Source organism: Psychrobacter alimentarius, from assembly GCF_001606025.1.
GTDB classification, from domain to species: domain Bacteria; phylum Pseudomonadota; class Gammaproteobacteria; order Pseudomonadales; family Moraxellaceae; genus Psychrobacter; species Psychrobacter alimentarius.
Genome location: NZ_CP014945.1, coordinates 252,772 through 270,582, shown reverse-complemented (window position 1 = coordinate 270,582; position 17,811 = coordinate 252,772). Strand labels below are relative to the sequence as shown.

Annotated in this window: 15 protein-coding genes, 2 tRNA genes and 1 pseudogene; 12 read left to right on the top strand and 6 right to left on the bottom strand. The window is 42.8% G+C overall.

All coding sequences use genetic code 11. The annotated features are described in order from the left end of the window. Positions 1-256: 256 nt before the first annotated feature. Complete coding sequence (locus tag A3K91_RS01160; protein ID WP_062843643.1) at positions 257-1,153, bottom strand: DMT family transporter; 897 nt, start codon at positions 1,151-1,153, stop codon at positions 257-259. Between the two features lie 266 nt (positions 1,154-1,419). Here A3K91_RS01160 and A3K91_RS01155 point away from each other — a divergent pair, with 266 nt between their 5' ends. From A3K91_RS01155 to A3K91_RS01125, 7 genes and pseudogenes are all read left to right on the top strand, one after another. Beyond that, complete coding sequence (locus tag A3K91_RS01155) at positions 1,420-2,424, top strand: lipoate--protein ligase (RefSeq protein ID WP_062843642.1); 1,005 nt, start codon at positions 1,420-1,422, stop codon at positions 2,422-2,424. A 219-nt stretch (positions 2,425-2,643) separates the two neighbouring features. After that, positions 2,644-3,654, top strand: a complete 1,011-nt coding sequence (locus A3K91_RS01150) for a PAAR domain-containing protein (protein ID WP_062843641.1) — start codon at positions 2,644-2,646, stop codon at positions 3,652-3,654. Between the two features lie 290 nt (positions 3,655-3,944). Continuing rightward, positions 3,945-4,499, top strand: a complete 555-nt coding sequence (locus A3K91_RS01140; RefSeq protein WP_062843639.1) for a hypothetical protein — start codon at positions 3,945-3,947, stop codon at positions 4,497-4,499. 44 nt (positions 4,500-4,543) lie between these two features. Further along, positions 4,544-4,819 carry an SEL1-like repeat protein gene (locus tag A3K91_RS14265; RefSeq protein ID WP_062843638.1) on the top strand — a complete coding sequence of 92 codons (276 nt, stop codon included), beginning with the start codon at positions 4,544-4,546 and terminating at the stop codon, positions 4,817-4,819. 20 nt (positions 4,820-4,839) lie between these two features. Next, positions 4,840-5,085 (top strand): annotated as a pseudogene (locus A3K91_RS14335) (tetratricopeptide repeat protein); the annotation flags it as partial. Beyond that, positions 5,062-5,442: a tetratricopeptide repeat protein gene (locus A3K91_RS14260; protein ID WP_418064587.1), complete on the top strand. Its 381-nt coding sequence runs from the start codon at positions 5,062-5,064 to the stop codon at positions 5,440-5,442. The pseudogene A3K91_RS14335 and the gene A3K91_RS14260, both read left to right, overlap by 24 nt. A 79-nt stretch (positions 5,443-5,521) precedes the next feature. Continuing rightward, entirely contained in the window at positions 5,522-6,109 is a 588-nt protein-coding gene (locus A3K91_RS01125; RefSeq protein ID WP_062843636.1) for a lysozyme inhibitor LprI family protein, read from the top strand. A 316-nt stretch (positions 6,110-6,425) separates the two neighbouring features. Here the strand turns inward: A3K91_RS01125 and A3K91_RS01120 are convergent, their stop codons facing one another. From A3K91_RS01120 to hemA, 5 genes are all read right to left on the bottom strand, one after another. After that, positions 6,426-8,561, bottom strand: a complete 2,136-nt coding sequence (locus tag A3K91_RS01120; protein WP_062843635.1) for an NADPH-dependent 2,4-dienoyl-CoA reductase — start codon at positions 8,559-8,561, stop codon at positions 6,426-6,428. Between the two features lie 236 nt (positions 8,562-8,797). Next, the gene (locus A3K91_RS01115) at positions 8,798-9,217 is read right to left on the bottom strand and encodes a DUF6691 family protein (RefSeq protein ID WP_062845794.1); all 420 of its coding nucleotides are present in this window, start codon (positions 9,215-9,217) and stop codon (positions 8,798-8,800) included. 51 nt (positions 9,218-9,268) lie between these two features. Further along, on the bottom strand, positions 9,269-9,706 hold the full coding sequence (locus A3K91_RS01110; protein WP_084387214.1) for a YeeE/YedE family protein: 438 nt from the start codon (positions 9,704-9,706) through the stop codon (positions 9,269-9,271). A gap of 205 nt (positions 9,707-9,911) precedes the next feature. Continuing rightward, positions 9,912-11,048, bottom strand: coding sequence for an aminotransferase class V-fold PLP-dependent enzyme (locus A3K91_RS01105; RefSeq protein WP_062843634.1), 1,137 nt, complete (start codon positions 11,046-11,048; stop codon positions 9,912-9,914). Positions 11,049-11,512: 464 nt separating this feature from the next. Continuing rightward, positions 11,513-12,871: a glutamyl-tRNA reductase gene (hemA, locus tag A3K91_RS01100; protein WP_062843633.1), complete on the bottom strand. Its 1,359-nt coding sequence runs from the start codon at positions 12,869-12,871 to the stop codon at positions 11,513-11,515. 535 nt (positions 12,872-13,406) lie between these two features. Between hemA and A3K91_RS01095 the strand changes: the two genes are divergently transcribed. From A3K91_RS01095 to A3K91_RS01075, 5 genes are all read left to right on the top strand, one after another. Continuing rightward, positions 13,407-15,332: a tetratricopeptide repeat protein gene (locus A3K91_RS01095; protein ID WP_062843632.1), complete on the top strand. Its 1,926-nt coding sequence runs from the start codon at positions 13,407-13,409 to the stop codon at positions 15,330-15,332. A 184-nt stretch (positions 15,333-15,516) separates the two neighbouring features. After that, positions 15,517-16,143: a lipoprotein insertase outer membrane protein LolB gene (gene lolB / locus A3K91_RS01090; protein WP_062843631.1), complete on the top strand. Its 627-nt coding sequence runs from the start codon at positions 15,517-15,519 to the stop codon at positions 16,141-16,143. A 61-nt stretch (positions 16,144-16,204) separates the two neighbouring features. Further along, positions 16,205-17,161 carry a 4-(cytidine 5'-diphospho)-2-C-methyl-D-erythritol kinase gene (gene ispE, locus A3K91_RS01085; RefSeq protein WP_062843630.1) on the top strand — a complete coding sequence of 319 codons (957 nt, stop codon included), beginning with the start codon at positions 16,205-16,207 and terminating at the stop codon, positions 17,159-17,161. A gap of 240 nt (positions 17,162-17,401) precedes the next feature. Beyond that, positions 17,402-17,477 (top strand) — tRNA-Gln (locus A3K91_RS01080). 239 nt (positions 17,478-17,716) lie between these two features. Then, positions 17,717-17,792, top strand: a tRNA-Gln gene (locus A3K91_RS01075). The last annotated feature ends 19 nt before the right edge of the window (positions 17,793-17,811 follow it).

Here is a 17,811-nt window from a genome sequence, read left to right as displayed (position 1 = left end):
ATTATTTTTCGTGGAAAAATGCTGATAAAAGCATCTGTAGATATGCTTTTATTGATTTTCTTTATAAGGGATAGATGAGGTTATTCAAGGAAAATTTACAAACAAAAAGGCCAATACGACATGATATCGGTATTGATAATACTCATTATTCAAATCTTCTTATTACCTTATTAAGTGAATGCCTTTAATAAGATTTGCTAACAAAATTATCGATCCGCAAAGTCGCTGTCTGCCTGAGCTTTTAGATGCTTAAAGCTCAAGATTTAAGCATTTTTTTGATAGACAGATTCAAGGATAAATAGGTGCCAAACAGTATCACCACTGAACCGATGATCGCTGGCGTATCCAACGCTTCACCCAGCAATAAGTAACCCAAAATAATCGCAAAAATCGGAATGACTAACGTAATACTGGTGGCGCGCATCGGACCAATACTTTTAATCAACTGATTCATAAAAATCAAAGCGATGGCTGTTGAGAGCACGCCAATACAAATGACAGACACCCACGCGGTGAGACTGATACTCTTGCCATAAGGGAACTCATAAAGGGCAACTGGTAGCATTATCACACTGGCAATAATGAGTGAGCCTGCGGTAATCGCCACTGGTGAGACATTGTCTAAATAGTTTCTGGTGATGTTTGCCCCCACGGCATACCCAACACAGGCCAATAATGCGTAACCCATCGGCAATAACCCAGATCCTGATGTGGCACTCTGCTCGCCAAACAGATTCTCACTCATCAAAATAATGACCCCGATAACCCCAATCACCAAGCCTAGGATTTGTTTCTTTGAGAGTCTGTCTTTAAAAAACGTACTGGCGATAAAGCCACTCATCATGGGTACAGAGGCGTTGAGTACTGCCAATACGCCCGCATTTACCGAGCGCGCTGAAAAAGAAAATAAGATAAAAGGTATGGCAGCAGAAAACAGCCCAACTAGGGTCAGTACCTTCCAGTTTTTAACGATGCCTTGTCTGTTTTTCTTTTTGATCAGCACAAAAACCAACATGGTCAGCCCTGCCAATACCACTCGCAAGCTGGCAAAGGCCAATGAACCAAACTCAGGAACGCCAATACGATAAAAAATAAAGGACAGCGACCACATAAAGGAGAGGGTTATAAAAATGATGAGGTCACGGTTGGTCATGGGTTGATCCTATCAGGCGTTGGACGGCATGGGCATATTATAAAAATGCGCAGTCGTAAAAGTAGCAGGGAGATAAAAAACCTCGATGATAACTTTTTACGCGCTCAATGGGTATGATGTTTTCTGTATTTCTTACGGGTTTTGTCTCAATACATTTGCCAGATAACCATTGAGTTTTGACCATGCATCAGTAAAAATGATTTCATCTGTTTTATAAATCGATTAATAACGCCTAAAACACAAAACCATTCTAAAAAGGAGCTCTAATGAACCTGCGTATTTTAAAGTCTGCCGTGACTAACCCTTGGTTTAACCTCGCTACCGAAGACTGGATATTCCAAGCATTGGACGCCAATTCTCATACGCTATTCTTATGGCGTAATTCTGAGACCGTCGTCATCGGGCGCTCACAAAACCCATGGGTAGAATGCAAAATCGATAAGATGGAGGCAGACGAGGTATTTTTAGCGCGTCGGCAGAGCGGCGGCGGCGCGATGTTTCATGATCTGGGTAATACCAACTTTACTTTTTTGTCGCCCAAAGACAGCTACGACCAAGCAGCGAATTTTACCATTATCATCAATGCGCTCAAAAAACTGAGCATAGACGCTCAGCTTTCAGGTCGCAATGACATTCAAGTCGGCGATCGTAAGATATCGGGTAATGCCTTTAAACACGCAGTGGATCGCAGCTTTCACCATGGGACATTACTCGTGAATGCCGATATGCAAAAGCTGGGTGACTACCTCAATCCACACCCACTTAAGCTAAAAGCCAAAGGCATCAAGTCGGTACGCGCGCGCGTCGCTAACCTAATTGAGTTCAATGAAGACATCACTCATGAAATCTTATCTAATGCGCTTATTGAGGCGTTTTGCGAGTATTACGGAGAGATTGCACCAGTAGAAGAGCTAGATGAGGCCAGCCTTGCTGAGCAACCAACGCTTAATCAGTACTATGAGCAAATGGCGGACTGGGACTGGCGCTTCGGCAAGACGCCTGAATTCACCCATCATATCGAAACGCGCTTTGATTGGGGCATCATCGATATGCATCTCGATGTGAAGCAAGCCGTCATTTCCGATGTGGTCATCTTCTCTGATGCGCTGACTGTAGAATTGATTGATTTATTAAAGGATGCTCTAACTGGTATTAAATATAATAAAGATAACATCAAGACTAGGCTTGATGAATTGAGTCGAGCAAATACCGAGTTGGCAGCGCAAATTGACGATGTATCTCGTTGGTTGATTGATGTACTAGAAGGTTAGATTTTTGCTGGTTATTGCTGTCAGTAAAAATAGCCTGCTTTTCTTCATGACCTCATATTCAAAGACCTCTACATTCAGTATAAGCCCAAGCTGCTATATAAGCCAAAAAATTAGACGAACTTAAGTTTGATATTTAAGGTGTTAGCCCTCTATAATGCTCTGCAAATAATGGATTCGCTGTAAGAGTCTGAACATTGGGCATTTTAGCAAGGTAGCATTATGGCAGCCTATATCACAGTTGGCGCAAAGACCTCTCACGGTGGGACAGTCATGACTGGCTCGCCGCACACCACTCATAACGGTATTCCTGTCGCTCGAAAGGGCGATCAAGTCATGTGCAAAAAATGCAAAAAGATGACCGTTATCGTGAGTGGCGATGCGTCTTTTATCGTCGATGGTGCGCCCATTGCACGTGGCGGTGATGTGACGAGCTGCGGCGCGAAACTGATCGCCAATCAGCAGGCGTTTGCGGAGTCGGATTTTAGTGTCGGTAGTATCGCGCAGGCAGCGCCTTTGGTGTTTCCTAAACCTGATTCAGAAACTGTATTTTCTAGCTTTGCAGCTTCTGACAACAAAGATTCTGAAGATGAAATGTCTGATGAGGAGTTAGGGATGTGGGTTGACGTATCTACTGAACAAGCATTGAAAGACGGTGGGCTTTGGGCAGGAGCAGGTACTCCCGAAGAGCTAATTTATCAAGAACGTCTTAATTCTCTCTGGATAGATGTCAATGGTGATCGTAAGAAATACCATGAAGGTGTGCAAAAAATTGGAGATGAGGCTGGATTGGTTTTTGACATTATGTCATTTCCGCTAGGTTTGGGTGCTTTATCGGCTAAGACTAGTGTTAAAGCTGGACAGTACGTGATTCGAAAACGAGCGATAAGTAATAACAATATTTACAGAGACTCTGAAAAAGGTTTCGACTGGACTTCTACTAAGAAAAGATCTCCTAATACAAACCTAGCAGAGCATTGGAGTAAACATAGCAAAGAATTTCCTGAGCTAAAATCTCAAAATGACTACTATCGTCATGCTCAAGAGTTTGTCAGTGACCCTCCGCGTGGAACTTTAAATAAAACTAGAAAGAATGGTGATACGGTTTTATATAATCCAAAAACAAACACATTTGCCGTCAAAACGAAAGATGGTGCACCTCGAACAATTTTTAAGCCTGATGCTTCAACACATCCCTACTCAACTAATTTGGAATATTTTCATGCTCAATAGAAAGTTACACAGTTGTAAAATATGCGGTTACTATGATGAGGATTTCTTGCCATGGGGTCTTGACGGTGAATTCCCATTATATGAAATATGCCCTTGTTGTGAAGCGGAGTCTGGTTATGAGGACTTTACCTTAGAATCAATTATTCATAATCGTAATAAGTGGATTGAATCTCCAAAATTTAAATCGGATAAGAAATATAGAGAACAATTAGTTAACTACTTGGAATATTTAAAGCAGATTAAATAACCTAGTTTTGAAAAATATTATTAAGTATGTAGGAAAATAATCAGTGAAAACAAGAGGTAAAAAATATAAGTTATCTGATATTTCACTTATTGCTTTCGTTATTATTTTATTTATATGGACTGTAGACTTAGAACCAGATAAAGAGCTAGAAATATATCAACAAGAATTAGTTGCGAAGGAAAGTTGGTTAATATCTCAATTAAATGATATCGCCAATTTTATTAACTTCAACAACAGTGAATATGATTACATTAATCGAGAAGTTTGGTTCACTGCTTGGTATGTCAGTCCCGAGTTTGATAAGAATAAAATGTTACATTTACATAGCTTTCTTCTCAAGGAAGGCTGGATAGATATGACTGATAAAATTGACAAAAACGATTATATAGCTAAGACCTCAAGTAGATCTGATAAAACAGCCAAACGTGTTCGCATTCTATGCAAAGATAAAGCTACCGTTTTCATGTATATGACCGACATGCAAAATGATTATGAATATGAATCTTTTGAAGCACGTACTTTAGTAGACTTACTATATGACTATAGTTTACCTTGCTATGACTTAAATGAAAAAAATATGACAATCCTAGTGCTATAGCATTGGATAATTAATAGTTATAACAATTAAAAAAAGGATATTCAATGCATCAAAGAAAAAATACTACTCTCATTCAGTCTTTACTATTAGCTACTTTATTATCAAATATATTAATCGTTTCCGCTTGTTCAGCTGAATCATCAAACGCACCAGTACTATCAAATCAAAGCACTCCTGCTGAGACCTATGATTTTGGCCTTGCCTACTATGAAGGCAACTCAGTTCCTGAAGATGATAACAAAGCTTTTGAACTATTTGAAAAAGCTGCCAATCAAGGCTATGCCCCTGCTAAACATTATCTAGGTATTATGAAGGTTTAGGCGTAGATCAAAATTATCAAAAAGCATTTGAATGGGTTAAGCAAGCCGCTAACCAAGGAGATTCTGATGCTCAATTTGATTTAGGTGTCATGTATCACGAAGGTATTGCTGTTAAGCAAGATGATTTCAAAAAATTTGAATGGTTTCAAAAATCTGCTAACCAAGGAGATTCTGATGCTCAATATCGTATAGGCATCATGTATTATGAAGGTAGTGGTGTTGAGCAAGATTATCAAAAAGCAATGCAGTGGTATCTATTAGCAGCTAACAACGGATCTTTTGATGCTCAAAATAATATTGGTAATTTTTATGAACACGGTTATGGTGTGACGCAAAATTATGATAAAGCTTTTGAGTGGTATATCAAAGCCGCCGATCAAGGATTAGATGTAGCACAGCTTAATATTGGCGGTCTCTACGAGAATGGTTATGGTGTACCGCAGGACTATGATAAAGCTTTTGAGTGGTATCAAAAGGCAGCAGATCAAGGCAATCAAGAAGCCAGTAATCGCATCGGTAAATTGGTCATGAATGGTAAAATCGATGATAAAGACATCACTATTTTTAGCACTCAAGAGACAGGGCTTACCTTGGGTGATTTAGAGGATAGTTCAGAGAATTAATTAGTACTGAATTTATCCTACATTTACATCTTTCCTATCTCCATTCAAGTGTAATCAAATCATAAAAAATGAGGATAGTATGAAAAAAAAGCTCTTAACCCCACTAATCATTTTAGGCACTGCCCTACTACCCGCTGCAGCACATTCAGCCAGTTTTGATTGTAAAAAAGCGGCTACTTGGATAGAAAAGAGGGTTTGTGCGAACACTGAGTTATCAAAGCTTGATGACGCTATGGCAGAAAAATATAAACGAGACCTTGCTAATACTTCTGATTACGAAGACAGCGGAATTTTTAAAGATAATATGATTATCGATCAACGACGTTGGCTTAGATTTCAGCGCAATACGTGTACAGATACAGAATGCCTTATACGAGAGTATAAAGAATATATTGAAGATAAAAATTATAATGGTGTAGCTTGGGATTTCCCAGATGAGCTAAATCGTTCTAACTTACCTAGCAAAAAGTCATTTGGTGAGTTTTTTCAAGATGTGGAAGTTCCGATGTATAACTCAGAAACTAACGACTGGAAGGTAGTAGCAAAGACAACAAATAGTGTCTTGATTCATAGGGTCGCTAATAAGCCTTATCTTGCCATTATCGATGGCATTTTAGTGTTTACTAATGGACATACCTGTGAGATTGAAGAGAGTAAGGCAACGTGATCAGAAAACCATTGGGTCATCGACAATGACCTGCAAAATGAAACCGCTGAACTGCGTTTGTATCCAGCACTCTATAAAGGTAAGACTCAATTATTATTAAAAGACATGGATAATAAATATAGAGAAGTACATTGTGGTATGAGAGGCTATTTTGACGGTATCGTATTAGAACGAGAGTAAGTGCGCTGCATCCCTCAACTCTCTCAAAATCATCATAAGCTGAACTGAAGCTTTAATATCAAAAACTAGATTCACTAAACCAAAAAAGCGGCAAGATAATTCACCTTGCCACTTTTTTATTCAAACTGTAAAGCTATTAAATCCCCGCCGCAACCTCTGCCCCATCACGAATCGCGCGCTTGGCATCCAGCTCAGCGGCCAGTTTTGCGCCGCCAATAATATGGTATTGTGCATCTGGCGCATCACCCACATTTGGCATCAGCTCAACCACGGATTCTTGACCGGCGCAGACAACCACACTATCGACTCGCAACAGTTGCGTTTGTCCTTGGTTGTTGGTGATCCAAATTCCTTCATTGGTGATTTTATTATATTGAGCGCCTGATACTTGGATGACACCGTGCGATTTGACATGAGCGCGATGTACCCAGCCTGTGGTTTTGTTCAGACCACTACCTAGGCGACCTTTGGTACGCTGCATGAGGTAAACTTGGCGAATCGGTTTAATACTTTCAGGCTTAGTCAATCCACCATCGGTTTGATAGGCCGTATCTTCAGTCACGCCCCACTCTTCACGCCACTCGCTCACTGACTGGGGTTTTGGACGGTAGCTTGGGTCTTTTAGCAACTCAGGGCCTAGCTCATCAAGTGGCTGCCCGTGTCGCGCGGTAAGGTATTCACTGACATCAAAGCCAATACCGCCCGCCCCAATGACGGCAACGGTATCGCCAACAGACTTCTCGCCCGAGAGCAATTCAGCGTAGCTCATGACTTGCGGCAGATCTGCCCCTTCAAGCTTACCAGCAAGGCTTCTTGGTACGACGCCTGTTGCGACAATGACGTGATGGAACTTGGCTTTTTCAAGCATGGCTTTATCGACTTTGGTGTTCAGTTTCACGTCAACGCCTAAGTGCTCAAGCTCATTGATATAGTAGCGAATGGTCTCAAAAAACTCTTCTTTACCTGGGATGACTTTGGCGTAGTTAAACTGTCCACCCAAGATATCTTTGGCCTCAAACAGCGTCACGTCATGACCACGCAGCGCTGCCACGTGCGCCGCTGACATGCCAGCCACCCCGCCACCGATGACCGCCACCTTTTTAGGCTTTTTCGCCTTTTTGTAGACCAACTCCGTCTCATAGCAAGCTTGCGGATTGACCAAACAGGTGGAGCGTTTGTGCTCAAAAGTGTGATCGAGGCAAGCTTGATTACAAGCGATACAGGTATTGATACGATCTGCTTGACCATTTTTGGCTTTATTGACCCAGTTTGGATCGGCCAAAAACGGACGTGCCATTTGAATCATGTCCGCTTGACCACTAGCGACAATTTCTTCTGCCAAGTCTGGCATGTTGATGCGGTTGGCGGCCATCATAGGAATGCTGATGTGTTTTTTGATTTCAGCACTAAAATCAACAAAGGCGGCACGCGGTACACTCGTCACAATGGTTGGTACACGCGCTTCATGCCAGCCAATACCAGTATTCATGATGGTCACGCCAGCCGCTTCCAGCGCTTTGGCAACCGTGATGACTTCGTCCATGACGTTGCCGTCTTTGACCAAATCAATCACCGACAGACGGAACATAATAATAAAATCTTCTCCCACTGCTTCACGTACGGCTTTGACAATGTCAACGGCAAAGGTCATACGACCTTGGATATCACCGCCGTACTTGTCCGTGCGTTTGTTTACATGACGCGATAAAAACTGGTTGATCAAGTAGCCTTCAGAGCCCATGATTTCGACGCCGTCATAACCTGCTTGCTTGGCAAGACGAGCTGAGCGCGCGTAATCTTTAACCGTTTGCTCAATGTTTTTGATGCTCATCTTGCGTGGTTTAAAAGGCGAGATTGGTGATTTGACAGGACTGGCTGATACGACAAAAGGATGGTAACCATAGCGACCACTGTGCAATATTTGCATGATGATTTTGCTGTCGTATTTGTGGGCTGCACGGGTGACGCGTTGATGATTGATCACATCAGCTTTTGTATTCATAGTACCGCCAGCAGGCAGTAACCAACCTTCACGATTAGGCGAGATACCACCTGTAATCATCATAGCCACGCCGCCTTTGGCACGCTCTGCAAAATAAGCAGCCAGCTTACCGTAATTATAAAAACGGTCTTCAAGTCCTGTATGCATAGAACCCATGACCAAACGGTTTTTTAGTGTGGTAAACCCCAAATCTAGCGGCTCAAACAAATGCGGATAGTGTTCGTTGGTGCTGGCGGTATCAATCATACTGGCAGTGGCGCTGGCGGTCATGTCATTTTCCTTATGAATCGTTGGTGAGACTAAGCAAGCTATAGAATTTTGTGTTGTTGTTATCGTAACACACCGCCCTTATTATCAGCTATGCAGACAAACGACTGATGAGTGAGCACTATGTTGGTCACGCTATTTTAATCAGGAAATCTGCTCATCATATCGATTATAAGAGCGCTTCAAGTCAGCTCAATTTATTTTAAATTGACCGTATCCATATCTTATTAAAACTGCTCTTACCCAAGCTTAGGCTCAAACCACTGATATATCAGCATGCCTACGATCATCGCGGGAATAAATACATAAGCCTGCCATTGTCCAGCTCCTAGCAATACAATGCCTGGTCCCGGACAGATACCTACCAAACCCCAGCCAATGCCAAACAGCATCGCGCCGATAAGCAGCTTTTTATTAATAACGGTTGTGGTTGGCATCTCAATTGAGCTGCCGATCCAACTGGTTGGTTGAAGTCTAGCAATTTGCACCCCAGTGATGGCCACGATCAGACCACCGCCCATCACCAGTGCCAGAGAAATATCCCATGCACCAAAAACGTCTAAAAACCCTTGTACCTTGGTAGGATCTGTCATACCAGATATCAGCAGTCCTAAGCCGAATAGTAGCCCCGCTAGTAGTCCAATCATATTTTTTAGCATTGTCTGTCTCTCTATTTTTTTATGTAGGTAGTAATCAGCCATCTTACTCGTTTAGATCAGCCCCAAAAAATGGCGACCAATATAAACCGTCACCATGCCAAATAACATAAAGGTCACCGTTGCCACCATCGAGCGTGGAGACAGGCGCGCATTACCGCAGATACCATGTCCACTGGTACATCCTGAACCCAGTCGGGTGCCAAAACCAACCAACAACCCTGCACCAATCAACAACGGCAAAGACGTACTCATTTCTATAGCAGGTAATGGTTTGACCAGACCATATAGCACGGGTGATACAACCAGCCCCACTATAAACAACACTTGCCAAGCTTCTACTCGCTTGGGCTTAAGCAAGCTTGAAAAAATACCACTGATACCGGCAATTCGTCCAATGCCCAATAGCAGTATGACTGTCGCTACGCCCAGCAACAGACCGCCTACCAAAGAGATGGGCGTAAATGCTTGCCAATCTATTTGTATGTTCATCATAGTTCTCTCAACCCATTGGTAGCAAAAGCAAATGTGATTTTTAATTTATAAAAATACATTATATTATTAAATATAATAAAAAGGTAAAAAAATACTGAACCTAGCGTGACACTAGCGTTCAGTATTTTAGCTAAACGTTTACTACTCTTATATCTTGATACTTACTATTATTGATACTTACTATAAAGGTAAACGACTTGAATTAGTGAGCCAGCACCTCTTCTAGCGCTGATTCAAAGCGGGTCACCGCACCGTCAATGTCGGTCAATTTATCCAAACCAAATAGACCCAAGCGGAACGTTTTAAAGTTATCAGGCTCACCAACTTTGAGAGGGACACCAGCAGCAATCTGCATGCCCGCTTCAGCGAAAGCGCTACCTTTATGCATATCATCGCGATCAGTATAAGCAACGACCACGCCTGGCGCTTCGAATCCTTCAGCCGCGACGCTTTCTATGCCTTTGTCTGACAATACCTTGCGGATACGTGTGCCCAACTCCCATTGAGCATCGCATAATGTATCAAAACCAATCTTTTTGGCTTCCAATAGCGTGTCACGGAATTGGCGTAAGCCATCGGTCGGCATGGTTGCATGATAAGCATGACCGCCATTCTCGTAGGCACGCATGATAGTCAACCATTGCTTCAAATCTAAGCTAAAGCTATCTGACTCTGTATTGTCTACTTTTTTAATCGCCGCATCGCTTAGCATCACCAGACCCGCACACGGCGTGCTGCTCCAGCCTTTTTGCGGGGCGCTGATGAGGACATCAATGCCCAGTTCTTTCATGTCCAACCAAACACAGCCCGACGCAATACAGTCAATGACCAGTAAGCCGCCCACGCTATGAACCGCAGCACTCAGTGCTTTGATATAGTCTGTTGACAAAATCATGCCTGACGATGTCTCAACATGCGGCGCAAAGACCATCGCGGGTTTTTCCGCTTTGATTTTGGCGACTGCCGTGTCGATATTCACTGGTGCAAATGGTCTTGGGGACTCGCTATCGTCTGCGCGCTCTGCGGTTAATACCGTAGACGACTTGGCGATTTTGCCTTTTTCTAAGATTTGTGTCCAGCGATAACTGAACCAGCCGTTACGGATAATGAGGCAATCTTCATCGTTTGCCAACTGACGCGCCACCGCTTCCATACCATAAGTACCAGAACCTGGCACAATCACGACAGCGTCAGCGTTATACACTGATTTTAACTCGCTTGATAGGTCTGTCATCACTTGCTGAAAGACTTGGGACATATGGTTGAGGGCGCGGTCTGTATAGACTACTGAATACTCTAATAAGCCGTTTGGATCAATATCTTGACGTAATGCCGTCATAGGACGCTCCTTGTTTATGGTTAGATCATTGAATATTTCTCTGAAATTGGCTGCCACAAAACTCTGGTACGCTTTTACCAATTATTTGAATAAGTCAGCTTGCACTATAGTTAATATAAAATAAATACAGTACTGCCAACATCAAGTGTGTAGAACGTAAGGCAGAGATGACAATATAGCACTATATCTTAGCGCCACTGTCATTGCTAAAGATGTCTTGTACTCATGAGTTTTTTCGATGGTTTATGAGAGCATACCAAATAAAATCATCAATTTTATGATTGAGACAGAAAATAAGGACTAATAACATCAGGCTTACCGAATGCTAGTACAAGAGATTTTGAAGAAGATTGAGTTAGCGGAATGGCTTAAGGATGGAGAAGGAATATAAGTAGCTGTATAGCAATCAGTAAGCGAGAAATAATCGATAATTTTAGACAATAAATGATGGTATGAGATACAAGTTAGCGACCACGATGAGTATCTTTTAATCCTGATACAACAAAATTGAGCAATTCACTGTCACCTTCGCGGGCTGCCTTACGCATCAGCTTAGATGGCGAATGGGTCAGCGACTGGGTGAGACGACGTGACAACTCGATGAGAATCTCTTCCGGACTGGCGTCATCTTGCTGTAATTTGGCAATAGACTCGTGTAGTAGCTTATCGACTTTATCCTGAGTATGCGCACGATACTGCTGAATGTCTTTACCCACTTGTCGTACCTGAAAGCGACGATCGACCTCAACGACTAACTGGCTGACCAGTAACTCAGCATCGACTGCCGCTTGGCGACGCTGCTCGATATTACCAGCAATGACATGCTGTAAGTCATCAACAGAATATAAATAGATATCATCTATACGGCTGATCGAGGAGTCAATGTCACGTGGCACGGCCAAATCAATCATGAGCATGGGCTGATAACGACGGCGCTTGAGTGCCTGTACGGTCATGGTTTTATCAATCAATAAATCCATACTACCGCTACAGCTGCTGACAATATCCGCTTCTGCCAGTACCTGAGGCAATTCTTGTAGGGTTCTGACTTCCACACGGCGGTCAGGATGACGCAGTTCAGCGGCTAGCGCTTCTGCTCGCTCAGGGTTACGGTTGCAAATAATCACGCGTCCCACACCCAGCCCAGCGATATGTGTGGCTACCAAACGGTTCATCTCGCCTGCCGCAACGACCAACAAAGTACGGCTAGGTAAATCATCAAATATTTGCGTCACCAGCTTGGCCGCAGCAAAACTGAGAGACACTGCTTGAGCGCCAACTTTGGTCTCATTACGCACACGTTTGGCGGCAGCAAACACTTGATCGACGATCCAGCCAAGCTGATTGCTTAGTACTTTTTGCTCTTGCGCAAGGTGTACTGAGCGTTTGATTTGACCCAATATCTGCGGCTCACCCAGTATCATAGAGTCCAGCCCTGCCGCGACTCTCAGCCAATGAGTCAGTGCATGAGTATCACGATGCACATAGAGATATGGGTCGATATCAATAAGCGATAATTGCTTAAAATCAGCCAGCCATGTTTTAATTTTGACAACATGGGCGTTGATATCAGCCGCAGAGACATGGTTACTACCGCTCACAGCCGTCGTTTCTTGTGCCTCAGATTGTGACGCTGCTTCTGTTACTACAGGGACAAGAGCATAAATCTCAGTACGATTGCAGGTAGAAACAATCACGCTACCATCCGTGAAAGTCTCTAATTGTTTGAGAGCGATATTCACGTCGTCACCCACAAGCGCCAAACGCTCGCGCAGAGCAACTGGTGCAGTTTTGTGATTGACCCCAATGACCACTAATCTCATTATCAATAGACCATAAATATGATGCTCACCTGCCCATCACGCTGTCTTCTTTCTGTTGAAAGACAGTCCTGATGAACAGCGCTGAGAGGAAGAACCTAAAAATCGCTTATTATATCATTATTGCTAGCTTTAATTAACACTCGCCCTTCTATGAAGCGTATTTGCCTGTATCTGGGCGTATATATTACAAATCAACTACCCTTATGATTGATAAAACCAATGGTCGGGTTTTGGGGTGTGATCATAGAAGTAGACATAAATGGGTCGCTTAGTTCCTCGTAACTTGCTATATTTTTAAAGTATTTTTCAATAATTAACTGCGTGACGGATTTTGGTCAAAAGCAGACAATATAGAATAAAAATACGTTTGGTGGCAAGATTGCTGCCACTATCAAGTAACATGGACACTATTGTTTATCGTCTTGTTCTACTCGTATAATGCTTGTAATGAGTACTCACTACCAATATTTGGTTGATATGATTAAATAAAATTGCTTTATCACGATAGATAAGCAATGGGCGAATACGGCTATCTATGATTTTTTTTGGGTCAGTGTTTCAATCACAGTTTCGATTATTACTTGTAAATGGCGAATCGTTTAGCCTTCGTGCTTTGCTGCGTGTCATTGTGGATAGCCTATATCGACGTTATAAACTGACGTTGTCATTGGCGGTTTGTCTGTGCCTGATGACACCAGCACACGCCAGTCATGCGGACTTGGGGCAAGAGACAAATTTGCCCGAGATATCCACGCCGTTTATTAATTCTAAAACCTCTATAAATGCGCCTAGCGATGATCAAACACAGCCTATAGAAACGGTCGATAATATCAATGGCTTAGCACCGACGAGTATCTGGCAACCTGAGATGCAAGAGCCAAGCCTATATGCCCTATTGGATGCCGAGTTTGCAGCAGATCGTGATGACAAACGACGAGCCCTCGCCATCTATAAACAGCAATCCTTTAAAGATGATGCGACTGCGGTATTTGAAAGGGCGCTGAGTCTGTCTTTACGCAGTGAAAGAGTTGAGGATTCGTTGCAGTTTGCTAAAGCTTGGCAAGATCAAAACCCGGACCATGTACCTGCATGGTTTTATGTCGCGCATCTCGCACTTCGAGCCCATGACTACCTGCTGGCTGGTGAAACGCTTAACCGTATTTTACGTTATGACCCTCGCGCTGATTTGAGCGAGATTCTGATTGGCATTTATCCAAATAATGATGAAGACAAACGTGAACTGCTAGCCGCGCTACAACCACTCGATAGCGAACAAAATGCCTCATTGTCTGTTTTAAAAGCAGGTCTCCTCTATCAGTTTAACGAGCCTGAGATTGCCATCGTACATATCAACCGCGCTTTGGAGCGTCAACCTGATTATGTGCCTTTTATCACTTTAAAAGCTGATATATTGCGCAAAATCGTCACAGCGGAAACGGTTGTTAATTACCTAAACCAAGCCCGTATGCGTAATCCTGATAGTAAAAGCTTATACTTATACGAGATTCGCTACTTACTGGACATCAAACAAAGTCAGGAAGCATGGGAATTATTGCTTAACGCTCACAGTCAGTTTATAGACGACGAAGAAATCACTTTATTGGCAGCGTTGGTCAGTTTGGATATTGAAAAATACGACAGCGCCGATCAGCTACTCAATACGCTCGCCAAAACACCCGCTTATCTTGATCGCGCCTATTATTATCTTGGTATCAGTGCCGAGCGTCAGCAAAACGTGGAGCAAGCAAAACGTTATTTTAATAATGTCATGCAAGAGGATTTGGTACTAGAAGCACGTAGAAAAGTCGTGGCGTTTGAGCTGTTAAATGACGATACCGATGCGGCTATCGCCACGCTAGAAAAACTGCGTAAAGACTTTAGCGTATTCGCGCCTGACACTTATGTACTACAAGCCGATATTTTATGGCAGCAAAATGAGCCTGAAGAAGCGCTTCGCCTCTTAACGCGCGCCGCTCGTAAGTACCCTGATAACGAAACACTTCTGTTTGCACGCGCCCAGCTGCTTGATGACAAAAATGACTACATTGTCAAACGTACATTGCTCAACCACTTGCAAGCATTAGACCCTAGCAACTTGTCGTATCAGCTGAGTTATGCTCAACTACTCCTCGCCAACGAACGCAGCTCCGAACAAGGATTAGCATTGGCCACAGCTATCATTCAAATTCGTTACGATGACCCACGTTACGACAATGATCTACACTTGCAAGCACTCAATGTACTGGCCAGTAATTCATTGGCCAACGAAGACTATCAACAGGTCATCGACTACCTACAAACGCCTTATGATGTATTCCCAACTTTGCGTTCAGGTACGTTGCTATTACGCGCTTATCAAGGTCTAGGCAATAATGAAAAGGTCGAAACATTGCTAGCAGATTTGCAGCAGCGTTTTTCGTTCGGACAAAGCAATATCAGTGACCGCATACAACTGTATTAATTCATGCTTAGAGTAAACCACTGGTTAGCGCCAAACATTTTGATGCCTTACATATATGACTTGGGCTACTTGGGTATGATGATTACAAGGTCATTATAAGAAGCTAACAACCACGTATAACTGAGTAACAAATAAGAATTAAGCTAATATTTTGTCACTTTGTCCATTTTGAGGAAGCAATATTATGTCAACACGCCCTTTTTACAAAACCAATAAGTTAGCTTTGTTCTCTGCTTTGACGGCAGCAATGGTGATTACCTCTGGTTGTCAGTCGTTGAAGACCGCAAATGCGACCAATCAACCAACCATGATGCAAGGTCAAAACGCAGATCAACCTAAAAAGCTTGAAAACTTTAACATTACAGGCAAAATCGGCGTTACTACTCCGGCCAATGACACCGCAGGAAGCCAAGGCGGCAGTGCGTTTTATGCGTGGGGACAAGAGAACGATCGCTTTGCCATTGAGCTGATTGGCGCATTGGGTATTGGTAAAACCAACATCGAATACAATGGTCAAACTGCCACCTTGGTCAGCGAAAAGACAGGAACCTTGACCGCTGATGATCCTGAGACTTTATTGCAAAAAGCCACTGGTTGGAAAGCGCCCATCTCACAACTGCCTTATTGGATATCTGGTCGCCCAGCGCCTTCAGATAGCGCCCCACAGCTTGATGCTCAAAATCGCTTAATCAGCTCGGTCAATGGCGAATGGCGTGCCAGCTTCACATATAAAGGGAATGACAAGCTGCCTAATAAAATCAGTGCGGTACAGTCACAAGGTAATAAAGTTGTCATGACCATCAATCATTAAACTATTATTAATGAATTGGTATTAATGAATTAGATTTTTGTGTTTATTAAGATCGTTTTTTATGATTAACCCCTTAACTTCTGCCTCTACTATCAGCCGCTTATCCCATGCAAAAATCAATCTGTTTTTGCACATTACGGGCAGGCGTGCTGACGGCTATCATAATTTGCAAACGGTATTTCGTCTTCTCAATTGGGGCGATTATTTGCATTTTTCGGTGGCTGAAGCTCCTGTGATACAAACAGCTAAAACCGAAATAGATGCTAATACCCTCTGTCATCAGTTATTGGTATTGGCTGGTGCTGAGAGCATCACTGCCGAGATAGAAGACAACTTAATCTTTAAGGCGGCGTGTGCATTGCTCGCGTTTGCCATACAGTCAGATACGCTACCTAAGCAGTTGGCGCAAGTAGTTATTACTTTAGACAAGCATTTGCCAATGGGTGCAGGATTGGGCGGTGGCTCTTCCAACGCGGCAACGACCATGCTTGCGCTCAACGAGATTTGGCAGCTTAACCTCACTTGCGATGAGCTGATAAAAATCGGTGCAAAGGTCGGTGCAGATGTGCCTATCTTTATCTTTGGCCGTGATGCCATCGCGACGGGTATTGGTGAAAAATTGACTGCCATTGACTTACCTGACCAGCAATATTTGCTCCTCACTCCTAATGCGCATGTCAATACCGCTACCCTATTTGCTCATACCAAGCTAAAGCGAGATATCGTCCCTATTTCGATTGATACCATTCAAAGCCAATACACTGACTATGTTCAAACGCTCACCGCGTCCTATCATAATGTCTTCACTCCAGTAGTGACAAGCCTCGCTCCTGCTGTTGCAGAGGCATTACATTATCTGCAAGGGTTAGAGGCACAAGCAATGAGCATAGCACGCATGACCGGCTCTGGTAGCTCGGTGTTTTTGCCGTTAGATGCAAGTATTGCCTCTGATAAAAAGCTATTGGCGAAGTGGATTAAAGAGGCGCCTTGTGCAGGATATGTGGTGGGGAGTTTATAAGTGGTTATTTTCCAAAATAGCTTTTAAGCGAAAAAGATGCGTATCCTTTAAAGATTCTGTACAGAACATCGTATACATAAGCTTCGAACTATCACTAGTCGTAGATATCAAATACAATCTTGTACCTTAATATTTATCTGTCAAAATGCCTTCAACGTCAATTTAATATGAATAAATCCTAGAAAAAGGCGCAAATGACTTGCAAAATCTGAAAATTTACTTATAATAGGTCGCCTCAATAGGGGTATAGCCAAGTTGGTAAGGCATCAGGTTTTGATCCTGACATCCGTTGGTTCGAGTCCAGCTACCCCTGCCATTTTTTAGTACGAAGCGTTTGAGATAGATTTATTATAAGCGGCTTATAAACAGTCACTTATCTTAATGTCATTGACAACGTTATCCCAGTTTCGGTATAGTTCGCAATGGACACCGCTAGGGAAAAGTTATGTTTTGGACGGTTTATCCGTTTCTTAGATAACTAACAGGTCGTGAGCCCATTCTGAGAGTGACTAATTGGTTACTATTAGATATCGGAGTCCACAGCCTAGACATTACAGGGGTATAGCCAAGTTGGTAAGGCATCAGGTTTTGATCCTGACATCCGTTGGTTCGAGTCCAGCTACCCCTGCCATTTTTTACTGTAATAGTAT